The organism is Saccharopolyspora sp. 6V (assembly GCF_020176785.1).
GTDB classification, from domain to species: Bacteria; Actinomycetota; Actinomycetes; order Mycobacteriales; family Pseudonocardiaceae; genus Saccharopolyspora_C; species Saccharopolyspora_C gregorii.
Window position 1 is genome coordinate 1 of record NZ_JAIUKB010000031.1, and the last position, 26,547, is coordinate 26,547.

General features: G+C 74.1%; 24 protein-coding genes. 15 read left to right on the top strand and 9 right to left on the bottom strand.

Features of this window, described 5'->3' with window-relative positions:
- Positions 1-251 precede the first annotated feature (251 nt).
- Complete coding sequence (locus LCD35_RS06980) at positions 252-1,607, bottom strand: CitMHS family transporter (protein ID WP_224955682.1); 1,356 nt, start codon at positions 1,605-1,607, stop codon at positions 252-254.
- A gap of 201 nt (positions 1,608-1,808) precedes the next feature.
- Here LCD35_RS06980 and LCD35_RS06985 point away from each other — a divergent pair, with 201 nt between their 5' ends.
- Positions 1,809-3,461, top strand: coding sequence for an ATP-binding protein (locus LCD35_RS06985; protein ID WP_224977778.1), 1,653 nt, complete (start codon positions 1,809-1,811; stop codon positions 3,459-3,461).
- Entirely contained in the window at positions 3,458-4,114 is a 657-nt protein-coding gene (locus LCD35_RS06990) for a response regulator (RefSeq protein WP_224955684.1), read from the top strand. Before LCD35_RS06985 ends, LCD35_RS06990 begins: the two co-directional genes overlap by 4 nt.
- Before the next feature lie 16 nt (positions 4,115-4,130).
- Here LCD35_RS06990 and LCD35_RS06995 read toward each other — a convergent pair whose 3' ends face one another.
- Together LCD35_RS06995 and LCD35_RS07000 are read right to left on the bottom strand one after the other, a co-directional pair.
- The gene (locus LCD35_RS06995) at positions 4,131-4,541 is read right to left on the bottom strand and encodes a hypothetical protein (protein WP_225043915.1); all 411 of its coding nucleotides are present in this window, start codon (positions 4,539-4,541) and stop codon (positions 4,131-4,133) included.
- 151 nt (positions 4,542-4,692) lie between these two features.
- Positions 4,693-5,469 carry a DUF4239 domain-containing protein gene (locus LCD35_RS07000; protein WP_224955686.1) on the bottom strand — a complete coding sequence of 259 codons (777 nt, stop codon included), beginning with the start codon at positions 5,467-5,469 and terminating at the stop codon, positions 4,693-4,695.
- Positions 5,470-5,922: 453 nt separating this feature from the next.
- Between LCD35_RS07000 and LCD35_RS07005 the strand changes: the two genes are divergently transcribed.
- The 4 genes from LCD35_RS07005 (at position 5,923) to LCD35_RS07020 (ending at position 9,328) form a co-directional block, all read left to right on the top strand.
- On the top strand, positions 5,923-6,972 hold the full coding sequence (locus tag LCD35_RS07005; RefSeq protein WP_224955687.1) for a hypothetical protein: 1,050 nt from the start codon (positions 5,923-5,925) through the stop codon (positions 6,970-6,972).
- Positions 6,973-7,050: 78 nt separating this feature from the next.
- The gene (locus tag LCD35_RS07010) at positions 7,051-7,356 is read left to right on the top strand and encodes a hypothetical protein (protein ID WP_225043916.1); all 306 of its coding nucleotides are present in this window, start codon (positions 7,051-7,053) and stop codon (positions 7,354-7,356) included.
- Entirely contained in the window at positions 7,353-8,663 is a 1,311-nt protein-coding gene (locus LCD35_RS07015) for a nucleotide sugar dehydrogenase (RefSeq protein ID WP_225043917.1), read from the top strand. The genes LCD35_RS07010 and LCD35_RS07015 overlap by 4 nt, the downstream gene beginning before the upstream one ends.
- Before the next feature lie 131 nt (positions 8,664-8,794).
- A complete protein-coding gene (locus LCD35_RS07020; RefSeq protein WP_224955690.1) occupies positions 8,795-9,328 on the top strand; it encodes an EF-hand domain-containing protein in 534 nt (177 codons plus the stop codon).
- 115 nt (positions 9,329-9,443) lie between these two features.
- Here the strand turns inward: LCD35_RS07020 and LCD35_RS07025 are convergent, their stop codons facing one another.
- From LCD35_RS07025 to LCD35_RS07050, 6 genes are read right to left on the bottom strand one after another with little or no spacing between them, the layout of a single operon-like run.
- Complete coding sequence (locus LCD35_RS07025; protein ID WP_224955691.1) at positions 9,444-9,881, bottom strand: hypothetical protein; 438 nt, start codon at positions 9,879-9,881, stop codon at positions 9,444-9,446.
- A complete protein-coding gene (locus LCD35_RS07030; RefSeq protein ID WP_224955692.1) occupies positions 9,878-10,831 on the bottom strand; it encodes a Gfo/Idh/MocA family protein in 954 nt (317 codons plus the stop codon). Before LCD35_RS07030 ends, LCD35_RS07025 begins: the two co-directional genes overlap by 4 nt.
- Complete coding sequence (locus LCD35_RS07035) at positions 10,831-11,955, bottom strand: Ldh family oxidoreductase (RefSeq protein WP_225043918.1); 1,125 nt, start codon at positions 11,953-11,955, stop codon at positions 10,831-10,833. The genes LCD35_RS07030 and LCD35_RS07035 overlap by 1 nt, the downstream gene beginning before the upstream one ends.
- Complete coding sequence (locus tag LCD35_RS07040; protein ID WP_224955694.1) at positions 11,955-13,247, bottom strand: M20/M25/M40 family metallo-hydrolase; 1,293 nt, start codon at positions 13,245-13,247, stop codon at positions 11,955-11,957. The genes LCD35_RS07035 and LCD35_RS07040 overlap by 1 nt, the downstream gene beginning before the upstream one ends.
- On the bottom strand, positions 13,247-14,122 hold the full coding sequence (locus tag LCD35_RS07045; protein WP_225043919.1) for a sugar phosphate isomerase/epimerase: 876 nt from the start codon (positions 14,120-14,122) through the stop codon (positions 13,247-13,249). The genes LCD35_RS07040 and LCD35_RS07045 overlap by 1 nt, the downstream gene beginning before the upstream one ends.
- Complete coding sequence (locus LCD35_RS07050) at positions 14,112-15,152, bottom strand: Gfo/Idh/MocA family oxidoreductase (protein ID WP_224966831.1); 1,041 nt, start codon at positions 15,150-15,152, stop codon at positions 14,112-14,114. The genes LCD35_RS07045 and LCD35_RS07050 overlap by 11 nt, the downstream gene beginning before the upstream one ends.
- A gap of 479 nt (positions 15,153-15,631) precedes the next feature.
- Between LCD35_RS07050 and LCD35_RS07055 the strand changes: the two genes are divergently transcribed.
- From LCD35_RS07055 to LCD35_RS07095, 9 genes are read left to right on the top strand one after another with little or no spacing between them, the layout of a single operon-like run.
- On the top strand, positions 15,632-16,780 hold the full coding sequence (locus tag LCD35_RS07055) for a DegT/DnrJ/EryC1/StrS aminotransferase family protein (protein WP_224955697.1): 1,149 nt from the start codon (positions 15,632-15,634) through the stop codon (positions 16,778-16,780).
- A complete protein-coding gene (locus LCD35_RS07060; RefSeq protein ID WP_225043920.1) occupies positions 16,780-17,964 on the top strand; it encodes a DegT/DnrJ/EryC1/StrS aminotransferase family protein in 1,185 nt (394 codons plus the stop codon). Before LCD35_RS07055 ends, LCD35_RS07060 begins: the two co-directional genes overlap by 1 nt.
- Positions 17,954-18,934: a UbiA family prenyltransferase gene (locus LCD35_RS07065; RefSeq protein ID WP_224966833.1), complete on the top strand. Its 981-nt coding sequence runs from the start codon at positions 17,954-17,956 to the stop codon at positions 18,932-18,934. Before LCD35_RS07060 ends, LCD35_RS07065 begins: the two co-directional genes overlap by 11 nt.
- Positions 18,934-20,304, top strand: a complete 1,371-nt coding sequence (locus tag LCD35_RS07070) for an NAD(P)/FAD-dependent oxidoreductase (protein ID WP_224955705.1) — start codon at positions 18,934-18,936, stop codon at positions 20,302-20,304. The genes LCD35_RS07065 and LCD35_RS07070 overlap by 1 nt, the downstream gene beginning before the upstream one ends.
- Position 20,305: 1 nt before the next feature.
- A complete protein-coding gene (locus tag LCD35_RS07075; RefSeq protein WP_224955709.1) occupies positions 20,306-21,868 on the top strand; it encodes a class I adenylate-forming enzyme family protein in 1,563 nt (520 codons plus the stop codon).
- Complete coding sequence (locus tag LCD35_RS07080) at positions 21,859-22,653, top strand: methyltransferase domain-containing protein (protein WP_308011262.1); 795 nt, start codon at positions 21,859-21,861, stop codon at positions 22,651-22,653. The genes LCD35_RS07075 and LCD35_RS07080 overlap by 10 nt, the downstream gene beginning before the upstream one ends.
- Positions 22,650-24,329 carry a CoA transferase gene (locus LCD35_RS07085; RefSeq protein ID WP_225043921.1) on the top strand — a complete coding sequence of 560 codons (1,680 nt, stop codon included), beginning with the start codon at positions 22,650-22,652 and terminating at the stop codon, positions 24,327-24,329. The genes LCD35_RS07080 and LCD35_RS07085 overlap by 4 nt, the downstream gene beginning before the upstream one ends.
- The gene (locus LCD35_RS07090) at positions 24,326-25,942 is read left to right on the top strand and encodes a class I adenylate-forming enzyme family protein (RefSeq protein WP_224955707.1); all 1,617 of its coding nucleotides are present in this window, start codon (positions 24,326-24,328) and stop codon (positions 25,940-25,942) included. Before LCD35_RS07085 ends, LCD35_RS07090 begins: the two co-directional genes overlap by 4 nt.
- Entirely contained in the window at positions 25,939-26,394 is a 456-nt protein-coding gene (locus LCD35_RS07095) for a carboxymuconolactone decarboxylase family protein (RefSeq protein WP_224955708.1), read from the top strand. The genes LCD35_RS07090 and LCD35_RS07095 overlap by 4 nt, the downstream gene beginning before the upstream one ends.
- Positions 26,395-26,547: the final 153 nt, after the last annotated feature.

The window sequence follows — 26,547 nt, forward strand, 5'->3', positions numbered from 1 at the left end:
CTCCCGTGTCTCAAAATCCTCCGGCCCCCCCCCCCCCCCCGGCCCCGCCCCCCCCCCCCCCCCGCCGCCACCCCCCCCCCGGGGGCCCCCCCCCCCCGGGGCCCGGGGGGGGGCGCCCCGGGGGCCCCCCCCCACTCGGTAAACGATCGGCCGCGCCACGCTCGGCGGCGCGGTGGCGGATCCCGCGCGGCAGCAGGGCTCCTCCCCGGAACCGACTGCCGCGCGGAGGTCCACCGGTGGCGACCGGCGCGTCAGTGGATCGCGATGAGCCCCAAGGCGAAGCCCGCGGCGATCACCACGAGCGACACCAGCAACGCCCACTTGATCGCGAACCGGTGCTGGTCGCCCAAGTCCACCTTCGCCAACCCGATCAGCACGTACATCGCGGGCACCAGCGGGCTCAACATGTGGATCGGCTGGCCCAGCAGCGACGCCCGCGCCACCTCCATCGCCGAGATGCCGTGCTGCGCGGCCGTCTCCGCCAGGATCGGCACCACGCCGAAGTAGAACGCGTCGTTGCTCATGAAGAACGTGAACGGGATGCTCAGCACCGCGATCACCACGCTGAAGTACGGGAACAGCGCGTCCGGCATGCCGTGCAGCAGGTACTGCGCCATCTGCTCGATCATCCCGCTGCCCGAGAGCACCCCGGTGAACACGGCCGCCGCGAACACCATCGACACCACCGCGACCACGCTGTCCGCGTGCGAGGCGATGCGCGCCGCCTGCTCCTTGATGCTCGGGTAGTTCACGATCAGCGCGATCCCGGTCCCGATCATGAACAGCACCGCGATCGGCAGCACCCCGGAGATCAACGCGACCAGCAGCGCCACCGTCAGCGCCGCGTTGAACCAGAGCAGCCGCGGACGCAGGCTCTCCCGGTCCGGGTGCAGCACGTCGAAGTCGCCGCCGTCCTCGGCACCGGTGCCACCGGACTCCGCCGACCCTCCGCCGCCCGCGCCGACCCCGGCCAGGACCGGCTCCGCGGTGCGCGCCCGCAGCTTCGCCCGCTCCCGCAGCCCCAGCACGTAGGCGATGACGAACACCGTCACCAGGCCGGCACCGAGCGCCGGGATCATCGGCACGAACATCTCCTGCGGATCCAGCCGCAGCACGCTCGCCGCCCGCGCGGCCGGACCACCCCACGGCACCACGTTCAGCACCGCGTTCGTCATGCACGCCAACCCCGTCATCAGCACCGGGCTCACCCCGAGCTTGCGGTAGATCGGCAGCAGCGCCGACACCGTGATCATGAAGGTGGTCGTGCCGTCGCCGTCCAGCGAGACCACGGCGACCAGCACCACCGTCCCCACGATCAGCTTCAGCGGGTCGTCCCCGGTGAGCCGGACGACCGCCCGCGCCACCGGGTCGAACAACCCCGCGTCGATCATGATGCCGAAGTAGAGGATGGCGAACATCAGCATCGCCGCGGTCGGCGCCAGCGACGTGATGCCGTCGGTGACCATCTCACCCAGGTCCGGCGCGAAACCCGCGATCACCGCGAAGATCGCCGGGATCACGATCAGCGCCACCATCGGCGCCAACCGCTTGCTCATGACCAGGTAGAGGAAGACCGACACCATCGCCAAACCGAGCAACGCGATCACCGCACTACCCCCCTTCGAACCACGACGTGGCCCACGTAACACCGTTGTTCCATTTCGCGGAACCGTAGGTGCCGCACGCCCGTGACGGGAGGGTTAACGACCTTGTACGCCTAGCCCGCGTTGCGCGCGTTCTGCGCGTTCTGCTCACCCGCACCCGCGCCGCGGCCCGGGCCGGGCGAAACGGCTGGGTAGGGTCGCGCCATGTCCCGCCGCCCCATGCGGTTCGCCCGGCAGGTGCTCGCGTTGCAGATCGGGCTCGTCGTCCTGATCACCGGCGTGGGTTTCGCGGTCGCCGCGACCCTGCTCGACCGCAGCCTCGTCGACCAGTACGGGCAGCGCGCCCTCGGCGTGGCCCGCTCCGTCGCCGCCGACGACGACCTCGCCGCCGCCGTCGCCGACCCGGCCCGGCACCCCCGGGTCGCCACCAAGGCCGAACGCGTCCGCGACGCCACCGGGGCGCTGTTCATCGTCGTCACCGACGACCGCGGCGTGCGGCTCGCCCACCCCGACCCCGAGCAGATCGGCGACCCGGTCAGCACCGACCCGCAAGCCCTCGCCGGCCGGGAAGTGGTGGACGTGCAGCGCGGCACCCTCGGCTGGTCCGCGCGCGGCAAGGTCCCGCTGCGCACCACCGACGGCCGCATCGTCGGGCAGGTCAGCGTCGGCTTCGACGCCCGGCAGATCCACACCACCTTCCTGCGGCTGCTCGGCACCTCCGCCGCGGTCGCCGCCGGCGCGCTGCTGCTCGGCGTCGCCGGCTCCGCGCTGCTCACCAGGCTGCTCAAGCGGCGCACGCTCGGCCTCGAACCGCACGAGCTCACCGAACTCGTCCGGCAGCGCGAAGCGGTGCTCTACGGCATCGGCGAAGGGGTGCTCGCCGTCGACGCCGACGACCGGGTCACGTTCCGCAACGCCGAGACCGAACGGCTGCTCGGCCACGCCGTCGAACCCGGCACCCCGGTCGGTGAACTCGACCTGCCGCCGCGGCTGCGGGCCGCGCTGCTCGACCACCGGGCCGTGGACAACCTCATCACCGTCACCGCCGACCGGGTGCTCGTCGCCCACCACCGCCCGGTGCGCCGCGACGGCACCGACCTCGGCGGCGTCGTCACCCTGCGGGACCGCACCGACCTGGACAAGCTCACCCGCGAGCTCGAATCGGTCCGCGGCACCGCCGACGTGCTGCGCGCCCAGCGCCACGAGTTCACCAACCGGCTGCACGCGCTGTCCGGACTGCTGCAGACCGGGCACCGGCAGGAAGCGGAGGACTACCTGCACGCCCTGTTCCAGGGCTCCATCGCGGGGCTCGGGCCCGCCGCCGACGCCGTGCGGGACTCGCACCTGGTGTCGTTCCTCGGCGCGAAGAAGGCCGCCGCCGCCGAGAAGGAGGTGGCCCTGGAGCTCGGCGAGACCAGCTGGGTCGCCACCGCCGTCACCGCGCCCGTCGAAGTCACCACCGTGCTCGGCAACCTCGTCGACAACGCCTGCGACGCGGCCCGCGCGGGCGCCGCCCGGCCCGCCCGGGTCGACGTGGACCTGCTCTCCGACGGCAGCACCCTGCACCTGTCCGTGCTCGACACCGGGGACGGCGTGCCCGCCGCGCTGCGCGCCGAGGTGTTCACCGAGGGCAGCACCAGCAAGGACGGCGAGGGGCACGGCATCGGGCTGGCCCTCGCCCGGCAAGCGGCCCGCGCCCTCGGCGGCGAGGTCCGGCTCGCCGACCCCGGCGGCGGTGCGCACGGCGCGCTGTTCGTCGCCCGGCTGCCCGGCGCCCTCGCCGAACCCGCCGATCCCGCCGAGTCCGCCGAGTCCGCCGAGTCCGCCGAAACCACCGAACAGGAGGCGAACCGATGATCCGGGTCCTCGTCGTCGAAGACGACTTCCGCGTCGCGCAGGTGCACGCCGAGTTCACCGACCGGGTGCGCGGCTTCCGCACCGTCGGCATCGCGCACTCCGCCGCCGAAGCCCGCGACCTCATCGCCGAGCACCGGCCCGAGCTCGTACTGCTGGACAACTACCTGCCGGACGGTCCCGGCGTGGGCCTGCTCGCCGAACTGGACGTCGACGCGATCATGCTCACCGCCGCCTCGGACCCGGCCACGGTGCGCGCCGCGCTGTCCGCCGGAGCGCTGAACTACCTGGTGAAACCGTTCACCGCACACCAGCTCAAGGACCGGCTCACCGCGTACGCGCACTACCGGTCCCGGCTCCCGGCGGGCGACGAGCCGGTGGACCAGGCCGAGATCGACCGGGCCATGCGCTCGCTGCGCGACGGGGACCGGCCGAGCACCCCGAAGGGGCAGTCCTCCATCACCACCAAGCTGATCACGGACGCGTTGCGCGCGGCCGACGGGCCGCGGTCGGCCTCCGAGATCGCCGACGAGCTCGGCATCGCCCGCGCCACCGCGCAGCGCTACCTCGCCGGACTCGCGCAGGAGGGGAAGGCGACGATGACGTTGCGGTACGGAGCGAGCGGCAGGCCGGAGCACCAGTACGAACCCTGCTGAGCCGAACCCCGGACGGTCAGCGCCGAGGTGCCGGCGGGTGCATGTGGTGGGCGCGGACGGCGCGCAGTACGTCTTGCAGGGTGAAGTGGTGGAGATCGCCCGGGCGGGCGCGATCGCAGGCGCGGACGGCGGCGGCCTGCTCCACGCCGAGCGCGCGCAGCCAGCGGAGGAGGTCGTGGCGCGGCAGCGTCCCGGACGCCGCACCGGGCCCCGCGGCGAGCAGCGCGCGCAGCACCGGGGTGAGCATCCGGTCGAACGCGGCCTCGCCCTGCTCGAACAGCACAGCCTCGCACGCCTGGTGGAACCGTTCGCGACCGATGGCCGTTCCAGATCCCGCGGCGCCCGCCACGTGCTCGAACAACCAGCATAAAGATTTCCGGAGCTCCCCCGGATCCGCGGTCGCACCGGCCTGGAATTCACGCACCACTCGGTCGGCTTCCGCCGCCCAGTCCGATCGTGGCGACACCGCCCGGCTCGAATTCCGCGAACCGGAACGCGATCCTCGTCGACGGTTCAGCACGACATGCACCATGACCCCCATCATTCTCCTGTGACCGGACTCGCGCGGTGCGCGCGGCTCATTCGGCCGGACTCGAACCGGCGGGCAATGATTCGAGGAACGTGCGGAATGCATCCGCATCAACCCCGAATGGGCCGTGCAATGGATGCATCAGTTGCACCGAGAGGTAGAGGGTGAATCCGAGGGTCAAGGTGAGCAGCACCATCGTCGCGACGTTGGCGGGTCGGGCGCTCAACCCCACCAGCAGCGGGAACGCGATCATCAGCACCGCGCCGAGCACGCTGCCCGCCAGCAGCACCAGGTTGAACCGCTGGTCGTCGGTGGAGATGTCGACCCGCTCCCGGTGGGCCTCGTCGATCTGGCGCAGGTCGGTGAGCACCTGCTCGCGGGCGGACTTCAGCACCTCGGTGTCCGCGGGCAGCGCGATCGCCTCCGCCCGCATCCCGTCGATCAGCCGGTCCACCTGCGCATCGGGCCGCCCCTGGTCCAGGGACGGCCACTCGTGCTCGGCGACCCGGGCGGCGTACTGCTCGGCCAGCGAGCGCAGCGCGGTGGCCTGCTCCGCGGGCACCGCGGCGACCTGCCAGTGCACGTCGCTGAGCGCGTTGACCTCCTGCTGCGCCGCCTTCTCCACGTCGTCGCCGTTCTGCCAGGCGAACACGATGTAGAACGCGAGGACCACGGTGAACAGCGCGTTCAGCACGCCGCCGACGAACGACTGCGAATCCGAGTCGGAGTCACCGGCCGCGACGGCTGCGCGACGGGCGCCGAGCAGCGTCACCGCGCCCACGGCCGCGGTGAGCAGCACGAGGGCCAGAAATCCGAGGTAGATCACGAGGTATCCGTTCTGACTGCGCGGACGGGCGCGGACACGCCCGCGGAATGTTCGGAATGGGGCGAATTCGGTCGCGCGGTGCCATCGGTGAACCGCGCGCGACGTCGGACCCGGGATCGAGGCGGGAAGCAGGCCGCCCCCTCGGTCCGCCGCGAAGAACCCTACCCGCCGAACCCCGTTGAAAGGAGGAAGTTTCCAGCGCCGGGGCGGAAAATCACCGAATGGGGTGATCTTGAACGATCACCCGGATCGGCAATGGCGGTTTCCAATTCCGAACCCTTCGCGAGCGAATGCGCGTAGCCGCTGGTCAACCCGCCACATCGACCATTGTGGACTTTCCACGGATCGGCCGGGACCGCGAATTCCGAGTGCTACGGTTTTCCGCGACCACCGATAAGGCCCCGCGTTCCCGCTGGTCGAATTCACGCATTCCACGAAGCACGAGGAGGTGAGATGTCGCGTCCGCGTTCCGTCCCGAACCGGTTCCGCGCCCGCACGGCGGGCGGGAGCCGGCCGCCGCGCTCCGCGGTGCTGTCCTGCTGCGGGCTGGTGCTGCTCGCCCCGCTGCTCACGTCCGCGTACGTCCCGCCTCGGCAGGACGCGGCTGCGGTCCCGGGCGGGGTGGACGTCCCCCGGGTCCCGGACGACGGGGAAGCCGGCGGGACCATCCCCGGCTGGCCCGTCGAGCACCCGGCGCTGTCGCTGAGCACCCGCACCGATCCGCGCAGCGCGCACCCGGGCGACCCGCTCACCCAGAGCGCCGTCGTCGCCAACACCGGCGACGCCGCGCTGTTCGGCATCGTGGTCAGCCTCGGTTCGGGGCCCTGCCACGACGTCCTCGGGCGGCTCCGCCCCGGCGACTCCCGCACCGTCACCTGCGCCGGAACCGCGCCGACGAGCGGCCGGGTCGCGGCCAGGGCGGTCGGCATGACGCACACCGGGTTCGCCGCCACCGCCCGCGCCACCGCGGAGGTGGTGCGACCGGCGCCGCCCCCGGCACCACCCGCACCGGCCAGGCCCTCGGTCGCGCTGGACATCCTCCCCGCCCGGAACGGCTCGGTGCCGGTGCGGGTGCGCAACACCTCCGCCGTCCGGTTGCTGGACGTGGCGGTCACCGGCGAACCACCGGCCTGCCGCCGCTCGTTCGACGCGCTCGAACCGGGCGAGGAGGTCACCTACACCTGCCCGGCGCGGCCCGGCGAGGTCGTGCGCCTGGCCGTCACCGCTCGGTCGCTGGCCGGTGAGGTCACCGCGGCCGACGCGACGCTGGTGCTGCCAACACCGGCGGCACCACCGGCCGCACCGGCGCCCGCCGCGGAACCACCGCGGCCCGCCGCGCGCCCGGAACCACCCCCGCTCGACCCGCCCGTCCGGGAGCTCGCCGATTCCGCCGGGCCGCGCGAATCCCCCGCTCCGACCGCCGGATTCATCGCCGTGCTCGGCGTGCTGGTGATGATGGTCAGCATCGGCGCGCTGTCCTCCGCCACCCGCCCGAGCAAGTGATCCCGGGGCACGAACCAGCTCTCCCCCGCTCCCGGCCCCGCCGGAGGCACCACGTCGACTGCGAACAGGAACGAACGGATGCACAGGAACGCACGACTGCTGCTCACGGCCGCCGCGGTGCTCGCCACCGCGCTCCCCGCGGGCACCGCCACCGCCGCCACCTCCGGGCGGGTGCTGGTGTTCAGCACCGAGGCCGAGCCGGTCCAGACCTACGAAGCGCCCAGCGGCTGCACCAAGGCACCGCCGACGGCGCACGTCCTGATCAACGAGACCGACGGCCCGGTGCGCGTGCACGGCGACCCGTTCTGCCTGTCGCCGAGCCTCGTCGTCCCGCCGGGCCACGGCGCGCACGTCCCGCCCGGCACCGGCAGCTTCTCGGCGTGACCGGCGGGTTCGCCGCGGGCGCCGGGCACGACCGAAGAACCGGGAGCCCGTCCGCGGATCTCGTCGTGGTCGGGCTCGGCTACGTCGGCCTGCCGCTGGCCGCCGCCGCCTGCGCGGCCGGGTTGCGCACCATCGGCCTGGACGTGTCGGCGGAGGTGGTGGCGGGGCTCGGCGCCGGCCGCTCCCACGTCGGGGACGTGCCGGACGCGACCATCGCCGAGATGATCGCCGCCGGGTTCACCGCGACCACCGCTGCGGACGTGCTGGCGACCGCGGACACGATCGTGCTCTGCGTGCCGACCGGGTTGTCCGAGGCCGGGGAACCGGACCTGAGCGCGGTGCGGGCCGCGGCGCACACCGCCGCACCGCGGCTGCGTCCGGGAGCGCTGGTGGTGCTGGAGTCCACCAGCCACCCCGGCACCACCGAAGAGGTCGTCCGCCCCATCCTGGAACGCGGCAGCGGGCTGCGGGTCGGCGAGGACTTCCACCTCGTCTACTCCCCGGAGCGGATCGACCCGGGCAACGAGCGGTTCGCCGTGCAGAACACCCCGAAGATCATCAGCGGTTGCACACCGCTGTGCGCCAAGTACGGCGTCGCGTTCTACGGCCGTTTCGTGGACTCCCTCGTCATCTCCCGCGGGACCAGGGAGGCCGAGATGGCGAAGCTGCTGGAGAACAGCTACCGGTACGTGAACATCGCGCTCGTCAACGAGGTCGCGCTGTTCTGCGACCGGATGGGCATCGACGTGTGGGACGTGCTGCACTGCGCCGGCACCAAGCCGTTCGGGTTCGCCCCGTTCCAGCCCGGTCCGGGCGTCGGCGGGCACTGCATTCCGGTGGACCCGCGCTACCTGGAGAGCAAGGCCCGCAGCGCCGGGTTCACCTTCGGCACGCTGTCCGCGGCGCGCGCGGTGAACGAGCGGATGCCGTCGCACGTGGTGCTGCGCGCCGCGGAACTGCTCGGCGGGCGCGGGCGGATGCTGTCCGGGTCGCGGGTGCTGTTGCTGGGCGTCGCCTACAAGCGGGACGTCGCCGACACCCGCGAGTCCCCGGCCTACCCGATCACCCGGGGACTGCTCGCCCAGGCCGCCGAGGTGTCCTACCACGACCCGGGGGTCGCCGAGTTCCGGGTGGACGGACATCCGATCCCGCGGACGCTGCGGCTCGCGGAGGCGCTGACCAGCGCGGACCTGGTGATCCTGCTGCAAGACCACTCCTGCTACGACCTCGTCGAGCTCTCCTCGTCGGGCTGCCTGCTGCTGGACACCCGGGGGAAGTCCGCCGGGACCGCGGTGACGCTGCTCTGACGCACGACCGGTTCCACCGGTCGGACACCGAGAAGACTTGCGCGGCGCTGCGGCTCCGCGCGGGCCGTCCACCCCGGTTCCACGGGGCGGGCGGAACACCGAATCACCCACACACATCGAGGAGGATGGCCATGACCACGGCTATCGCGAACGACCGCCTGCGCAAGCGCTTCGCCAAGTGGGACCTGGACGGCAGCGGCAGCCTGGAGCGCTCCGACTTCGTCCAGGAAGCCGAGAACGTCGTGCGCGCGTTCGGGGCGGACGCCCAGAGCCCCCAGGCCGAGGAGCTGCGCGCGGCGTTCACCACCCTGTTCGACCACTTGGCGACCCGCGCCGGGCAGACCCCGGCCGGCTCGCTGTCGGAGGAGCAGTTCCTCCAGGTGGCCGAAGGGATGGTCACCGAAGGCGGCGAGGCCGACTTCGACCGCGTCCTCGGCCCGGTGGTGCAGGGCATCGTCGGCCTCTGCGACCGGAACAACGACGGCGTCATCGACGCGGGCGAGTTCGCGTCCTGGCTGACCGCGGTCGGCGTGGACCGCTCGCAGGCGGCCGCCGCGTTCGTCGACATCGACACCAACGGCGACGGCGAGCTCTCGGTGGCCGAGCTGCTCAGCGCCGTGCGGGACTTCCACTTCGGACGGTCGGACGTCGAGCTGCTGGGCTGACCCGCCCACGCGGAAGCGGCCGGTGACCACCCTCCCCTCGCGGAATGGTCACCGGCCGCTGTTCGCCCGATCCTCGCCGGATGTCTTCCGCCGACGGTGCGGACCTGCGCGGGTACTACCCGACGGCACTTCCCAGGCGGGCGGTCAGCGCCGCCTGCTCGAAGGTGAGCAGCTGTTCCGGGAACAGGTCCAGCTCCTCGCCGGTCCACGGCGCCTCGGTGCGCACCAGCACGTTGTAGTGGTTGGGGTGGTGGCAGGCGTCGAAGCCGAGCACGGTGCCGATCACCCGGCCGCCGATGCGCAGCTCGTCCCCGCGGTCGAGGACGCCGGCGCAGCCGAACTCGGCGAAGCCGAGGAACCCGACCCGGTCCACGCGGGCGCCCGGCGCGGTCTCGACGTGGTCGGTGGTGACGAGCTCGTGCACCTCGCCCGCCCGGATGCACCGGCTGGCGTGCGGTTCCAGGGACATGCCCCGTTCGGTCCGGCGGTGCCGCAGCACCTTCACCACGGTGGCGTGCAGGCCGCGCTTGCGGCCGTCCTCGTGCGGGTTCACGGCGAGCCCTCCTCGTTCGCGGCGGTGTCCAGGAATTCCACGCGGTAGACCGCGTCGACCAGCTCCAGCGCGGGCAGCCCGCCGTCGGGGCGCCGGTCCGCGGCGGTGTTGCCCGCATCGAGCACGGCGGCGAAGTCGGTGAGGACGCCTTCGTACTCGTGCCACAGCGAGGACTTGAACCCGTGGTGGCCGTGCAGCATGTCGGCGCGGTGCGTGGTGCCGTCCGCGCAGCGGATCTCGACGTCCTTGGTCTCACCGGGATGCGACCAGTCGAGTTCGACGACGGCGGGCACCCCGGTGGCGGAGCGCAGTTCGACCACCGCCTGCCGGTCGAGGCCCGCGCCGTCGCGGTGCACGGTGACCGCGGCCGGTTCGACGTCGCCGAGGAAGAGCCGCACCAGGTCGAACGCGTTCGGGCCGTTGTCGGCGACGCAACCGCCACCGCAGCGCTCCGGGTCGAGGTACCAGGTGTCGCCGCCGATGTGCTCCTCGATGCGTTCGAGGTAGCGCACGGTCAACCCTTCGATGGGCCCGTGCCCGGCGAGCTCGTCGCGCAGGCGCAGCACGTTGTCGTTGTAGCGGCGGTGGAACGCGGTGAACAGCGGCGCGGTGACCGAGGCGAGCCCGGTGAGCGCCCGCGCGTCGACGAGGTCCACGGCGAGCGGTTTCTCCACGCACACCGGCACGCCGGCCCGCAGCGCGTCGCGGCTGATCTCCGCGTGCACGTCGTTGGGGACCACCACGACGACCGCGTCCGGCGCGCTCGCGGCCAGCAGCTCGCGGTGGTCGTGGAACACGGGTATCCGCCCGCGGTGCGGTGCCAGTGCGGCCTCGTCCACGTCGCAGACTGCGACGAGTTCCCAGCCGGGCAGCGCGTCCAGCGCGGCGAGGTAGAACCGGGCGATGGTGCCGAGGCCGATCACGGCGGCGCGGCGCGGTTCCGCGGCCATCAGCGCGCACCTCCGTCCACATCGGACTCGTCGAGGCCCAGCTCGACGAGTTCGCGGTGCACCGAGGCGCGCAGCGGTACTCCGTCCCGGCGGCGCCGCGCGGCGCGTTCCGCCTCGTGCCAACCGGGGTAGCGCACCGGTTCGCCCGCCGCGGCCGGGCAGTCCAGCAGCGTGCCGAACAGGCTCCGCGCGTCCGCGGCGAACGCCCCGCCGGGGCGCAGCAGGTCGGGGGCCAGCACGAGCACGAAGTAGCCGATGTCGTCGTCGCGCCCGTGCGGTCCGCCGTCACCGTCCAGCGCCGCCGGGGCGGGCCCGACGCCGGCGCCGGACAGCAGCGCGGAGAGCACTTCCACGACGAGCCCGAGGCCGAAGCCCTTGTGCGCACCGGTGGCCGGTTCGCCGCCGAGCCAGCGCAGGTGTGCCTCGCCGCGGTCGAACGCGGCCGGGTCGGTGACGGGGTTCCCGGTGTCGTCGGCGAGCCAACCGGGCGGGACGCGTTCCCCGTCCGAGGCGGCTACCCGGACCTTGCCGGTGGGAACGGTGGTGGTGCTCATGTCCAGCACGAACGGGTGGCCGTCGAGGGCGGGGGCGGCGACGCTGATCGGGTTGGTGCCGAGCATGGCGAGCGCGCCCAGCGGCGGGCGGGCGATCCGCTGCGAACCGCAGTTGCTGGCGACGATGCCCACGAGCCCGCGTTCGGCGGCGCGCGCGGCGTGGAACCCGGCGCAACCGAAGTGCGTGCCGCCGCGCACCGGCACGAGGCCGACGCCGTGCTCCAGCGCGCGGTGCGCGGCCGCGTCGACGGCCTCCGCCGCGGTCCACAGGCCGAGGGCGCGATGGGCGTCGAGCACGGCGCAGGCGCCGAGGTCGATCCGCGTGGTGGGTTCCGCGGTGGGGTCGACCCGGCCGGACCGCAGCAGCGGCAGGTAGAGCCGGGTGAGGTTGAACAGGCCGTGCGAGTCGAATCCGCACAGATCCCCGTGGCACAGCGCTTCCGCGGCCAGGTGCGCCCGGTGATCCGGTATCCCGTGCTCGGCGAACAGCCGGGCGGTGAACGCGTGCAGTCGCGCGTAGGACACCGTGGTTCGTTCCCCGGAGTGTGCGATCTCCGGCAGCAGCGTCATCAGGTGATCTCCTTCCCGGCACCGCCGTGGTGCCGCCTGGTGAACTCGGTGAGCACCGCCGCGACCGCTCGGGCGAAGCCGCGGAGTTCGGCGACGTCGGCGTACTCGCCTTCGGCGTGCGCGTGGTTCGCCTCCAGCGATCCGGGGCCGAGCACGGCGGTGCGGGTGTCGGGGATGCCGTGCATCCAGATGGCGTCGCAGGTGAACGCGGGCAGCTCGTCGGGCCACCGCCGGATCCCCGCTGCGGCGAACAGCTCGCCGGCGTCCCCCTGCTCGTGCAGGCAGGGCAGTCCGCGCTTGAGCCAGTCGACGCGCGTGATGGCGGCGGCCTGCGCCGCGGTGCGGGCGAACTCCCTGGTGGACGCGAACGTCCCGGTGAATTCGCGGATGCCGTCGCGCACCGCGTCCTCCAGCGCGCGCTCGGCGGCGGCACCTTCGGGCGCGGTGGCGTAGGACAGGTTGAGCAGCAGGCCACCGCTGCCGTAGACGCGGTTGTGCCGGTCGCCGGTGCGCAGGCCCGCGATGCAGCAGCGACCCGGCCGGTCCCGCGGGTCGAGGGTGCGGGCGAGGTGCTGGGCGAGGAACCCGAGCAGGACCGTCGCGTTGTGCCCCGCGGCGGGTTCGTCGTCGATGGCGCCGTGCCCGTCGACCCGGATCCGCGCCGTCATCGAGGCGGTGGACCGGGGCAGGTAGCGCAGCCCGGTGGGTTCGCAGAACACGTTGAGCGCCCCGAAGTGGCCGGCTTCGACCAGCGGCCGGGTGCCGTAGGTGCCCATCGCGCCGCCCTCCTCGCCGGAGACGGCGTGCACGAGGACCCCGACGTCGCGGCCGAGCTCGGGGTTCGCGACGCGGGCGGCGCGGATCCCGGCCAGCAGCGCCACGGCCGGGCCCTTCGCGTCGATGGCGCCGCGCCCGGTGATCCGGTCCGCGGTGCGGGTGACGGGTTCGAGCCCGGCGACGGTGTCCAGGTGCACGTTGAACATGGCGGTGCGCTCCGGCGGCAGCTCCGGGCCGAGCCGCAGCACCAGGCTGGGCTGGTCGGCGAGGAAGTCCGGGTCGCGGGCGGCGTCGCGCACGGTGCGCGGCACGTCGTCCCGGTCCAGCACCGAGGGTTCGGGGGCGGCGTGGTGCGCGGTGCGGAACCCGATGCGCTCGGCGGCCGCGGCGTAGGCCCGCTGCGCCTGCCACATCCGGGAGGGTGGCGCGGCACCTTCCAGCGGGTTGACGGTGGGCAGCCGCAGCAGGTCCACCAGCAGGTCGAGGTCGCCGGGTTCGAGCGGTTCGGCGCCCATCAGGCCCGGCCGGGCGCGGCCGCCGCCGTGTAGGGCGCGCGCAGCCGCCCCAGCAACCGTTCGAGGGCGCGGCCCGCGTCGACGAACCGGTCCGCGGCGGTCTCGTCGGCGCGCACCCCGTCGTGCGGGCGGGCGACCAGGTGCGGTTCGAGGGAGTACGCGCCCTCGTAGCCGGAGTTCAGCAGCAGCCGCAGGCAGTCGGCGACCCGCGAACCGCCCTCCCCCGGTGGCACGTACATCACGGCGCCGGGCGAGCCGGTGGCGTCCTTGACGTGCACGTGCGCCACGTGGCCGATGAGCGGGCGCAGCAGGTCCGGGGCGTGGTAGCCGTGCTCGACGCCGTTGCCGGTGTCGAACAGCAGCCGCAGCGACGGGACTTCGGCGAGCAGCCGCAGGGCGCGGTCGGCGTCGGTGGCGGCCCACCCGGCGCAGTTCTCGTGCAGCAGCACGACGTCGAGCTCGGCGGCGCGTTCGGCGAGCTTGGCGACGCGTTCGCGGGCGCGGGCGCCCCACTCGGGTTCGGGGAGCCCGTCGTTCGGGTAGGACATGATGCGCACGTAGCGGCTGCCGAGTTCGCGGCACTGCTCGGCGAGCACGTCGAGTTCGCGCAGGTCGTCCTCGAACGGGGCGGTGATGGGGCGGGCCCAGTTGCCGATGCGCGAGGCGAGGCACACCACGTCGAGCTCGGCGGCGCGGAGCTGCCGCGCGGTGCGGCGCCGGTCGGGTTCGTCGAGGTCCGCGAGCGGGACGCCGTCGACGGTGCGCAGTTCGATCGACCGCCAGCCGAGCCTGCGGACGGCGGCCAGCTGCCCGGTCAGGTCCGCGGCGGCTTCGTCGCCGATGCCGGCGAGCCGGGGGCGCGGGTCATCCTGCATGATCTGCGGTCCTCCTCCGCTGTCGAGCGGGACCGGTCCGGTCCCGGCAGTGCTGCTTCGCCGCCCACAGCAGGCGGACCACGTCGCGGTGGATCGCGAAGTGCCCGGTGGCGGCGGGTTCGGGGTCCGGTCCGATGGCTTTGAACCGGCGGTAGGCGCGCAGCGTGAACTCGGTGAGCGCGTCGTCGGGGAAGACCGACCACTGCTCCTCGGGGCCGTGCACGGTCAGCTGCGCGTGGTGGTCCTGGTCGCTGAGCGGGTAGTGCCCGACGGCGCTGCCGTGCTCGAACGCCAGCTCCACGCGGCGTTCCCGCACCGGGGCGGTGAGGTCGGAGTCGATGGCGGTGCGGACGCCGCCGACGTGGCGCAGCGCGAGCCGCGCGCCGCCCATGCCGGGGAGCACCACGCCCCCGCAGCGCATGTCGGCGCAGTCGGCGTCGACGAGCTCGGCGGGCCCGGCCAGCCGCAGCGCCACGCCGAGCGAGTGCGGCACTTCCACGTCGAACGCGGTCGGGTGGCCGCCGGTGGCGGTGGAGTGGGTGAACCGGGGTTTGTGCTGGCGGAAGGAGATCTCCCGCAGCCACCCCAGCGGCCCCCGCTGCACGAGGTCGGCGAGCCTGCGGGTGAGTTCGGCGTCCAGCCAGTGCGCGACGACGGCGAGCCGCAGGTCGTGCGCGGTGCGCAGCCGCTCGACCTCGGCGAGCGAGGTGAGGTCGGGTGCGACGGGCTTCTCCACGATGATGCGGCGGAAGCCGAGTTCGGCGAGCTCGCGCAGCAGTTCGGTGCGTCCGGTGGGCGGGGTGCACAGGTGGACGACGGTGCGGCCGGGCGGGACGAGTTCGGCGGCGGCGCGGACGGACTCGGCGGCGGTGACGCCCGGCGGGACGCGGCGGGCCGCGGGTGCCGGGTCGCAGGCGATGATCGCGCCGGGGTGGAACGGGTCGCGGTCGAGTTCCCTGGCCCGTGCCAGGACGCGCAGGTGCAGGCCGGCGCCCGCGCGCCCGAGCCCGACCACGAGTGAGTGCAGCATCGTGCTCCGTTGCTCCAGAGGGGTTCGAGGTTGTTCCGGGATCCCGCCGCGTTCCGGCGGTTCCGCCCGGCGGCCCGGTGGCTCCCGCCCGGGTTCCGCCGTTCTCGCGAATTCGGCACCCGCTTCCGCGGCGGCGCGGAGTAGGGCCATTCCCGGAACCGTCCTGTTCGGACCGTTCCGGTGCGCATTCGGCGATCGCGGCGGAATGCGCTTCGGCGACCGGATGCGGGCGCCGAGCGGCAAGACTAACGATTTCCCCGAACAGTCCAGGAACCGGGTCCGCGAGGCCCGAACAGATGATCACCGGAAAGGATGAAAAACACGAATGGCGTTCCCGCGGACTTCCGGCGGAGCGCGGCGCTCCGCTACTTTGTCCAGCCGAAGATCCCTCCCCATTCCCAGGAGTTGACGTCGTGTCCCGCGGTGCGAATGACACCGGGACGCGAGAATTATCGAGCCCGCCGGATCCGTCCGCGCCCGTGCCGTTCTTCTCGCAGGCCCGCACCTTCGACCGGCTTTGGCCGGCCATCAGCGCTCGCGTCGAAGCGGTCTTCGACAACGGCAAGTTCTCCCACGGCAAGCAGGTCGCCGAACTGGAACGGCAGCTCTGCGAGCACACCGGCGCGCGGTACGCGGTGGGCGTGAACAGCGGCACGGACGCGCTGGTCCTGCTGCTGCGCGCCCTGGGCCTGCGCCCCGGCGACGAGGTGGTGGTCCCGGCCTACTCGTTCGTGGCCACCGCGAGCTCGGTGGTGCTGGCCGGGGGCCGCCCGGTGTTCGCCGACGTCGATCCGGTGACCTACGCGCTGGACCCGGCCGAGGTCGAGCGGGTCGCAGGCCCGCGCACCCGGTTCGTCATGCCCGCGCACCTGTTCTGCCAGATGGCGGACATGAGCGCGCTGTCCCGGGTCGCGGCGCGGCGGGGCCTGGTGCTGCTGGAGGACAGCGCGGAGGCGATCGGGATGCGGCAGCTGGGAGTGCACGCCGGTCTGCACGGCGCGGGCGGCGTGCTCTCCTTCTTCCCGAGCAAGACCCTCGGCGCGATCGGCGACGCGGGCGCGGTGATCACCGACGACGTGCGGGTCGCGGAGCTGGTCGCGGGGTTGCGCCACCACGGGCGGTTCGGGCACACCCTGGACCACTTCCCCGGCATCTCCACCGAGACGGCGCGGCCGGGCACGAACAGCAAGATGGACGACATCCAGGCCGCGGTGCTGCTGGCGAAGCTGCCGGAGCTGGAGCGGGAGATCGCCCGCCGCGGTGAGCTGGCCGCGGCCTACCGGGAACGGCTCGCGGACGTGCCGGGGATCCTCCGCCTGCCGGAGGTGGTCGACCGGGGCCCGGGTTCGGCGAGCGCGTTCTACGTCCACCTGATCGAGGTGGAGCGCCGGGACGAGCTGGTGGAGTGGCTGGCCCGCGCGGAAATCGGCACCGAAACCTACTACCCCATTCCGCTGCACCGGCAACCCTGCTTTCAATCGGATTATTCCACGGAGGTTCCGCTGCCGAACGCGGAAGCGGCGGCGCGGCGCGCGGTGGCCCTTCCGCTCTACCCGGACCTCACCCTCGGACAGCTCGACCGGGTGTGCTCGGTGATCCGCTCCTTCTATTCCGGGAGGCGTGCGTGATGCGTTCCGAAATTCCGTTCTTCCCGCCTGATCTGTTCGAAGGGGATCGCAAGGTGATGCTCGACATCATCGGCGAGATCGGCCGGGATCCCCGACAGAAGTTCATCCTCGGTGAGCAAACCCGGGAATTCGAGGAGTTGCTGCGCGACGATCTCGGCGCCGCCGACGTCATCGCCTGCGGCAGCGGCACCACCGCGCTCGGACTGGTGCTGCGCGCCGTGGACATCGGCCCCGGCGACGAGGTGGTGGTGCCCGCGTTCGGCTGCGCACCGCTGGCCGCCGCCGTGCTGGAGACCGGGGCGGCCCCGGTGTTCGCCGACGTCGACCCGCGCACCATGGTGCTCGACCCGGAATCGGCGCGGCGCCATATCACCCACCGCACCAAGGCGCTGCTGCCCGCCCACATGTTCTCGATCATGGCCGACATGCCCCGGTTCACCGAACTGGCCGCGGCGCACGACCTGCGGCTGGTGGAGGACTCCGCGGTCGCGCAAGGCGCCGTGCTGCGCGGAACCCCGGCCGGGCTGTGGGGCGAAGCCGGCGTCTACTCCTTCGTCCAGGTCAAGTCCTTCGGCATGCCCGGAGAAGGCGGCGCCGTCGTCACCCGCGATCCCGCGCTCGGGCGGCGGATCCGGATGCTGCGCAACCACGGGCAGCAGGAGCGCTTCGTGCACCGCGTCATCGGCACCAACAGCCGGTTCGACGAGATCCAGGCCGCGTTCCAGCGCTACCGGTACGCGGGTTTCCCCGCCCGGCTCCGGCGGCGCGCCGAGATCGCCGAGCACTACACCGAGCGCTTCGCGCCGCTCGCCGGGCAGGGCGTGCTCGCCCCGCCGCCGGGCCGGGACGGCCGCTGCCACTACGTGTACTGCCTGCTCGCCGAGGAACGCGACGTGCTGCGGGAATACCTCGCCGAGCACGGCATCGGCTCGCACGTGTACTACCCGCTGGCGCTGCCGCACCAGGCCGCGTTCCTGCCCTGGGCGCCCGCGGACGAGGGGGGGGCGAACGCCGAGCGGGCCAGCGCGCGGATCCTCGCCCTCCCGATCTACCCGCACCTCACCGACGCGGAGGTGACCCGGATCGCCGACGCCGTCTGCGAGTTCACCCGCCACCGCCCGCGCGCGCAGGCGCCGGGCACCCGCCAGTCCGGAACAGGAGCAGCACGACACGATGACCAGTGACCTGCACGCCGCGCCCGAGCGCATCGGGGCGGCCCGGCCGGAGAGCAAGGCCCGCACCTTCGCGCGGCTGGGCAAGCTCGACGTCTACGACTACTACCTCAGCGTGCTGGTGGTCGGTGCGGCCGCGCTGCCCGCCGCCGGGTTCGCCGCCGGCGCCGAAGCGCTGCCGATGCTGCTGCTGTTCCTGCTCGGCGAGGTCTGCACGCTGGTGGCGCTGGTCTCGTTCGACGACGTGACGGGGTTCCGCGACGGCAGCGACATCGCCAACTACGGGCCGAACGACCCGCTGCGCAAGAAGCTCCGCAAACCGCTGGTGGCCGGCACGCTCACCGAGCGGGAGGCGCTGGGGTTCGGCTGGGCCGCCGCCGGGTGCGGGGCGCTGCTGTGGGGCGCGGCCGCCGTCGTCGCCCCGCACCGTCCGATGTGGACGCTGGTGCTGATCGCGGTGACGTTCGTGATCGCGCTGCAGTACTCCTACGGCCTCAAGCTCAGCTACCACGGCTTCCAGGAGGCGTTCCTCGTCGCGCTGGGCGTCGCGCTGGTGCTCGCCCCGCACGGGCTGGCGACCGGCGAGTTCTCCGGGTTCGTGCTGGTGCAGGCGGTGCTGTTCGGCCTCGGGCCGCTCATGTTCGGGGTGTACTCCAACACCAACGACGTGGCGGGCGACCGGGCCGTCGGCCGTCCCACGGTGGCCGCGCTGACCTCGCCGCGCGGGAACGCGCTGTTCATCGGGGCGCTGTCGCTGGGCGAGTTCCTGCTGTGCCTGGGCGCCTCGCTCACCGGGGTGGCGCCGTGGTGGTTCGCGGTGCTCGTGCTGCCCGGCAACGCGCTGCGCGCCCGGCAGTACCACCTCGGGTTCCGGGCCGGCGACATCATGCGCGCCCGGCGGCTGGGGTTCCGGGTGCACCGGCTGTACGTGGTGCTGCTGGTCGCGGCGAACCTGCTGGCGGCGTTGGGGGGTGCCCGCTGATGAGCGGCGACCTGGACGTGGCCGTGGTGGGCGCAGGCATGGCCGGGCTCGCCGCCGCCACCGAGCTGACCCGGGCCGGACTCGACGTCCGCGTGTACGAGGCCGCCGGGCACGTCGGCGGGCGCACCGCGAGCGTCCGCGTCGACGGGTACACCATCGACACCGGCGCCGAGCAGCTGTCCCCGCGCGGCTACCGGGCCACCTGGGAGCTGCTGTCCCGGGTGGGCATCGAGGACCACGAGATCCCGCCGATCAGCAGCCCGATCTCGATGTGGCGGGACGGCCGCGCGCACCCCGGGGTCGCCGAACCTCGCGGGCTGCTCACCGGTGCCGGGCTCTCCCCGCTGGCCCGGGTGGACCTGGCGCGGTTCCAGATGTGGCTGGCGCGGCGCCGCGGCGAGTTCGACACCGACGACCCGCAGCGCACCCCGCTGGCCGACAGCACGGTCGCCGACTTCGCCCGCCGGTACCACCCGGACCTGCACGACTACCTGCTGCAACCCGTCGCGGGCACCTTCTTCGGCTGGGACACCGGGCGGTCCTCGGCGGCGGTGATGGTGTCGCTGCTGCTGGCGGTCGGCGACGCGTCGAACTGGCGGACCTACCGCGGCGGGATGGACACGCTGGCGCGGCGGCTCGCCACCGGGCTGGACGTGCGCACCGGGCAGGAGGTGCACCAGGTCGTCTCCACCGGTTCCGCGGCGCGGCTGCACGTCGGCGAGGAGGTCGTGACGGCCCGCGCGGTGCTGCTGTGCGTGCCCGCGCCGGTGGCCGCGCGGCTGCACCCGGGCGCGCCGGAAGCGGAGGCGGACTTCCTGCGGGCCTGCACCTTCACCCCGGCGCTGAAGGTGAGCTGCCTGCTGGACCGGCCGCTGGCCCCGGAGCACGGCGCCCCGCCGTACGTGCTGCTCACCCCGGAGGCCGAGGACGCGGCGCTCTCCGCGATCCTGTTCGACCACCAGAAGCACCCGGACCGCGCGCCACCCGGGACGGGGCTGCTGACGCTGATGCCGAACGCGCGCACCACGGCCGGCCTGCTGGAGCTGCCGGACGAGGAGGTCGTGGCGCGGTTGACCGGCGCCGCGGCCCGCTACCTGCCGGAGCTGCCCGCGGCGAACCGCCGGAACTTCGTGCACCGCCACCCGCACGGCCTGCCGGAGGCCACCCCGCAGGCGCTCGGCCTGCGGTCGCGGTTCATGGCCCGCCGCCTGCGCCCCGTCGACTACGCCGGGGACTGGGTGATGCTGCGCCCGGCGAGCGAGGGCGCGGTACGGGCCGGCGCACTGGCCGCTTCCCGGGTGCTGAGCAGGTTGCGCGCCCCGTTGAGCATTCCGACCCAGGCGAGGAGCCGACGCGTTGAAACCGCATGACATGGGCGTCCTGTTCGACGAGTGCGCGCGGCGCGGCACCGCGACGACGGTGCGGCTGGACCGGCCGTTCGACATCGCCCCGGACGGCGGCTCGTCGTACCGGGTGGCGGAGCTCGCCGAGCTGGTGCGGACCGCGGCCGGGTGGCTCGCGGCGGCCGGGGCCGGGCGCGGCGACCGGGTGGTGATCGTGAAGGAGAACCACTGGGACTACGACCTGCTGGCCTGCGCGGCGGTGCGGATCGGGGCGGTGCCCGCGCAGCTGTCGGCGGAGCTGTCCGTGGCGGCGCTGGAGCAGCTGCTCAAGCGGCTGGACGCCGCCGTGCTCGTCACCACCGGCGCGCTCGCGCGGCGCTGCGCGGAGCAGGGCCTGGACCTGGTGTCCACGGCGCGGACCGCGCTGCTGCTCGACGGGGAGGCACCGGGCGCGGTGCGGCTGGACGACGTGCGCGGCCGGACGGCCCCGGCGCCGCGGCTGCGCTCCGACGACGAGCCGCTGGTGATCAACCACACCTCGGGGACGACGGGCGTGCCGAAGCTGGTGGTGCACTCCACGCGCACGATCATCGGGCAGCTGGCGCGGTTCGAGTCGAACCCGGTGCCGCTGATCGGGGTCCGCCGGGACGACGTGGTGGTGAACGCGAGTTCCTACGCGCACGGGCGGACGTTCTGCTGGACGGCGGTGGCGCTGAGCCGGGAACCCCGGGAGCTGGTGGTGCTCTCCTCGCACGACCCGGACCACGTCGATCCGGTGCTGCGCGCCTACCCGCCGACGATCGTGGAGGCGCTGCCCGCGTCCTACGTGCGGTTCCGGTCGCTGACCGAGCGGCTGGACAACCCGTTCCGCCGGGTGCGGCTGTTCATCAGCACCTACGACGCGGTGCACCCGCCGACGATCCGCGCCTACCTGCACGCCTCCGCGCACCACCGTCCATTGTGGATGCAGGGCTGGGGGCAGACCGAGACGGGGCCGCTGACGTTCCGCTTCCACACCAGGCGTTCGTCCGCGCGCGGTGCGCGGAGCGTGGGCCGCCCGATCCCGGTGAAGACCCGGCTGCGGGTGGTGGACCCGGACACGTTCGCGCCGGTGCCGCGCGGGACGCCGGGCCTGGTGCTGGCGCGGACCGCCGCGCGCTGCCTGGACTACGAGGGCGAAGCGGAGCGCTGGGCGGCGAAGGCGCGCGGACCGTGGTGGAACACCGGGGACATCGGCGTGCACCACCGGGACGGGCACGTGTCGCTGCTGGACCGCGAGGTGGACAGCACGCCGCGGCTGAGCTGCCTGGAGACCGAGGACGTGCTGGAGGACCGGCTGCCGCAGGCACAGGAGTGCGTGGTGCTGGGACGTCCGGACGACGTCCCGCTGCCGGTGGTGGTGACCGCCGACGGAGCGCTGCCGGGCGGGGCGTGGCGCCGGGCGGTGCGCGGGCTGCCCGCGATGGCCGAACCGGTGGTCCTGGCCTGGGACCGGGTGCCGCGGACCGGCACCGGGAAGGTGCGGCGCGCCCTGCTGCTGGAGCGGCTCACCGGCAGCACCGAGACGCCGGGGTCCGGGCAGTGGACGTGACGTGCGAGGCGGCGCCCCGGGATTACGCCTTCGCCCGGGAGCACGAGCGCGCCCGGCACCGCTACCTGTCCGCCGCGCACGACCCGCTCACCTTCACCCGCCTCGCGGAGACGGGGGTGGGCGACGGGTGGCGCTGCCTCGACGTCGGCGCGGGTGGTGGCGCGGTCGCGCGCTGGCTCGCGGAGCGGGTGGCCCCGTCCGGCAGCGTGCTGGCGACCGATCTGCGGCCGAACCCGGGTTCCCGGCCGCCGGTGGTGGGGCACGACGTGGTCGTCGATCCGCTGCCCGCGGAGGAGTTCGACCTGGTCGTGGCGCGGCTGGTGCTGCGGCACCTCCCCCAGCGGGACGCGGTGCTGGCGAAGCTGGTGCGCGCGCTGAAACCGGGCGGCTGGCTGCAGGTCGACGAGTTCGACACCTCCTACGAACCGCTGCTGCTGGCCGCGGACGAGGAGTCGGCGCTGCTGTACGAGAAGTTCCTCGCGGCGAAGGAGGCGGCGATGCGCGGCGCGGGCGTGGACCCCGGCTGGGGCAGGCGGGTGCCGCTGGCGATGCACCGGGCCGGGCTGGTCGAGATCGACCCGCGCCCGCGGGTGCAGCTGCGGCACCGCGACGGCGCGGACCTGCTGCTGCTGGCGCAGGCGGCGGTGGACATGCGCGCGGAGCTGATGGCGGCCGGGATGACCGGGGCCGAGCTGGACCGGGTGCGGGAGGTCGTGCTGCACCCGGACTTCCGGGCGACGTCCTGCCTGATGTATTCGGTGCACGGGCGGAAGGCCGCGCGATGAGCGGGGCGCCCACCTCGGAGCGCGCGGCGGCGCGGGTCGCCGCGGAGGTCCGCGACGCGTTGCGCGGCGAGCCGGACGTGACCTGCGAGATCGACTGGTCCGGGCCGGTCCGGGCAGTGCTGCCGGACGAGGACGCGGTGCAGGCGGCGTGCGGGATCATGCAGGTGCACGGCAGGGCCGCCGGGCGGCCCGCCGCGCTGGGCGTGGACTACGCCTCGGTGGTGGCGGGCGTGCTGGCGAGCCAGGGCGAGCTGGCGGCGGCGATCGCCCGGGCCCGCGGCGCGCGGGTGTCCCGGGTGCGCACCTCGGTGGCGGAGGCCGCGCTGCTCGCCGTGCAGCAGTACCTGGCGGTCGCCGCGACCGAATCCGACGACGCGGAGCCGCGTGCGGACCCCGGCGGTGGGCCGCGGCCGCCGTTCACCACGGCCGACGGGGTGCGCTGCGAGCTGGAGACGCTCGACGCGGAGCCGTGGCTGCGGTTCTGGCGGACGCTGGGCGCCGGGAACGCGGCGATCTCGCGAGGTTGGGGGCCGTTCCAGCAGCGCTTCGGGACGGCGTGCTGCCCGTTGCCGCCCGAGCTGCACGAGGTGGTGGGCCGCACCCGGTTCGCCGAGGTGCTGGCCGCGGCGGCCGAGTCCGGAGTGGCGGTGCTGCCGGTCCGGGAGGATCCGGTGCCGCCGTGGGAGGTTCCGGCCTGCACGACGACTCCCCTGGGCTCGGCCGGTGCCCCGCTCCGCCCGCGCGGCGCCCCGGCGGCCGGGCCGCTGGACGGCCTGGTCGTGGTCGAATCGACGCGGCGGGTGCAGGGCCCGGTCGCCGGGCACGTGCTGCGGATGCTCGGTGCCGAGGTGGTCCGCGTCGAACCGCCCGGCGGCGACCCGATGCGCGGCATCCCGCCGACCGCCGGTGGCACGTCGGTGCGGTACCGCTCGCTCAACGACGGCAAACGGGTCGTGGAGGTGGACATCAAGTCCGCCGCCGGGCGGCGGGCCGTGCACGAGCTGGTGGCGGACGCCGAGGTGTTCGTGCACAACTGGGCGCCCGGCAAAGCGGCGCAGCTCGGCCTGGACGCCGACGACCTGGCGCGGTCCGCTCCCGGCCTGGTCTACGCGTGGGCGTCCGGGTGGGGTGGCGCGGCCGGACCGAATCCCCCGCTGGGCACCGATTTCCTGGTGCAGGTGGGCGGCGGGCTGGCCGCGGCGCTGTCCCCGGCGGGCGCCCCGGTGCGTCCGTCGCTGATGACGTTGACCGACGTGCTCGGCGGACTGGTGTGCGCGCACGGCGTGCTGCGCGCGCTGCTGCGCCGGGTGCGCACCGGGGCGGGCGCGCGGGTGGACACCTCGTTGTTCTCCGCGGCCGGGCTCGTGCCGCGGGCGCCGCGCGCACGACCGGATCCGCTGCGCGGTCCGCTGCGGACCGCCGACGGTTCGCTCGTGCTGCCGCGGGGGATCGATCCGGCCACCGCGACCGCCGCGTTCGGCGGCGCGCCCGGCGAGCTGCCGACCCGGTTCCGGGAGCGGACCACCGGGGAGTGGGTGCACCGGGGCGCCGCGGCCGGGCTGGTCGTCACCCCGGTGTGCGCGGACCTGCGCGACCTGACCACCGACGACCGGTTCGGCGCCGCGCTGGGCCGCGCCGAGCACGTCTTCCCGCTACCCCCTTGGGAGTTCTCGTGACCGACACCGCCCCCGCCCGGCTCGCGATCGGCGACCGGGTGCCCGCCGCGCTGCGCGCGCGGTGGATCCGCGCCGGGCACTGCCCGGACCGCGACGTGCACACCCTGTTCCGCGCGCAGGTGCGCGCCCACCCGCGGCAGGAAGCCGTGCTCGACGCCGACGGAGTGCTCGACTACGCGGAGCTGGACCGCGAGGTGGACCGGATCGCGGCGGCGCTGGACCGGGCCGGCATCGGCCCCGGTGAGGTGGTCGGCATCCGGATGCCCAACGGCCGGCGGATGGTCGTCGCCGAACTCGCCGTCGCCGCGGTCGGCGCCGTCGTCCTCGCCTACCCCGCGGGCCGCGGCAGCCGGGACACCCGGAGCCTGCTGGGCCGGTCCCGGGCGGCCGCGGCGATCTTCGGGAGCGCGGCGGACGCCGACGACGCCCGCGAGCTGCCGGAGCTGCGCCACGTCTTCACCTTCGGCGCCGGGGAATCGGGCCCGCGCTCGCTGGACGACGCGCCGGCCGCGCGGTGGGCGGCACGGGAGCAGGACCCGGAAGCACCGGTGCGCATCCTCGTCACCTCCGGTTCCGAGGCGGAACCGAAGATGATCGCCTACTCGCACAACGCGATGGCCGGCGGCCGGGCGAACTACGTGCGGGGCCTCGCGGACGCGGCGCGGGAGCCGGGGCCGATGCGGGCGCTGCTGCTGATGTCGCTGGCCTCCTCCTACGGCTCCTGCGCGACCCACGTGGCGATCGCCGCGCTGGGGGCCACGATCGTGCTGGCCGACGGTTTCGACCCGGCGCGCACCTTCGAGCTGATCGCCCGGCACCGGCCGGGCCACGTGTTCGGGGTGCCGACGATGCTGCGCCGCCTCGCCGAGCACCCGGCGGCGCCGGACGAGGACCTCTCCTCCGTCCGCGTCGTCGTCTCCAGCGCGGCCCCGCTGTCCGAGGTGACCCGCGACGCCGCCGCGCGCCGGTTCGGCGCCCAGGTGATCAGCGTGTACGGCTCGTCGGACGGCATCAACTGCCACACCGCCCGCACCCCGGACCAGCCCGGCACCGGGCTGCCCGACCCGTCGGTCGCCGAGATCAGCGTCGTCGGCGCCGCCGGGGCCGAGGTTCCGCGCGGGGAGAGCGGCGAGATCCTGGCCCGCGGCCCGATGACGCCGCTGGGCTACGTGGCCGCCCCCGAGCTCGACGCTCGCTACCGCACCGCGGACGGCTGGGTGCGCAGCGGGGACCGCGGGATGCTCGACGAGCGGGGACGGCTGCACGTGCTGGGCCGGTTGCACCAGGTCGTCTCGCGCGGCGGCTACCACATCAGCCCCGCCGAGGTGGAGCGGCAGATCGCCGCGCACCCGGCGGTGGTCGACGTCGCCTGCGTCGGCGTTCCTGACGACGACCTGGGCGAACGGCTGTGCGCCTGCGTCAGCGGCACCGCCGAGCTCACCCTCGCCGGGCTCACCGCCTTCCTGGAGGAGGAGCGCGGCCTGGAACGCCGCAAGCTGCCGGAGTTCCTGGTGGTGCTGCCCGAACTGCCGCTCGCGCCGACCGGCAAGGTCTGCCGCCGCACCGTCACCGCGCTCGCCACCGAACGCACCGCACCGGGAGGAACCCGATGACCGCCACCGCCCGCCTCGACCTGCTCTCGCTCACCCCGAACGGTTTCGCGGACCTGCGGCGGCTGGCCGAGCGCTCCGGTGCCGACGCGCAGGACGCCGGTCTGGACCCGATCCTGCTGGAGCTGGTGCGGTTGCGCGCCTCGCAGCTCAACGGCTGCGGGTTCTGCACCGGCCTGCACGCGCGGCAGGCGCTGGAGCACGGCGAATCCCGGCAGCGCCTGGACGAGCTGCCCGACTGGGCCACGTCGTCCCGGTTCGCCGCGCACGAACGCGCCGCGCTGCTGCTCGCCGAGTCGGTGACGCTGCTGCCCGGGGGCCGGGTGCCCGACGAGCACTACCGCGAGGCGCAGGCCCACTTCGACGAGCCCCAGCTCGCCCACCTGCTGTGGACGATCAGCCTCATCAACACCTTCAACCGCCTCGCCATCAGCACGGCACTACCACGGGGCTGAGCGCGGGCGCCCCGAGCACCGCCCGCGCTCATCAGCCGGTGGTCGCGGCGGAGCCCGACAACGCCGCCCGCGTCCCGGAGGATCGTCCTGCCTTCGTCGGCTCGGTGGTCCCGCGCACCGGAATCATCCGGCAGCGGGCCGCCGATGACGACG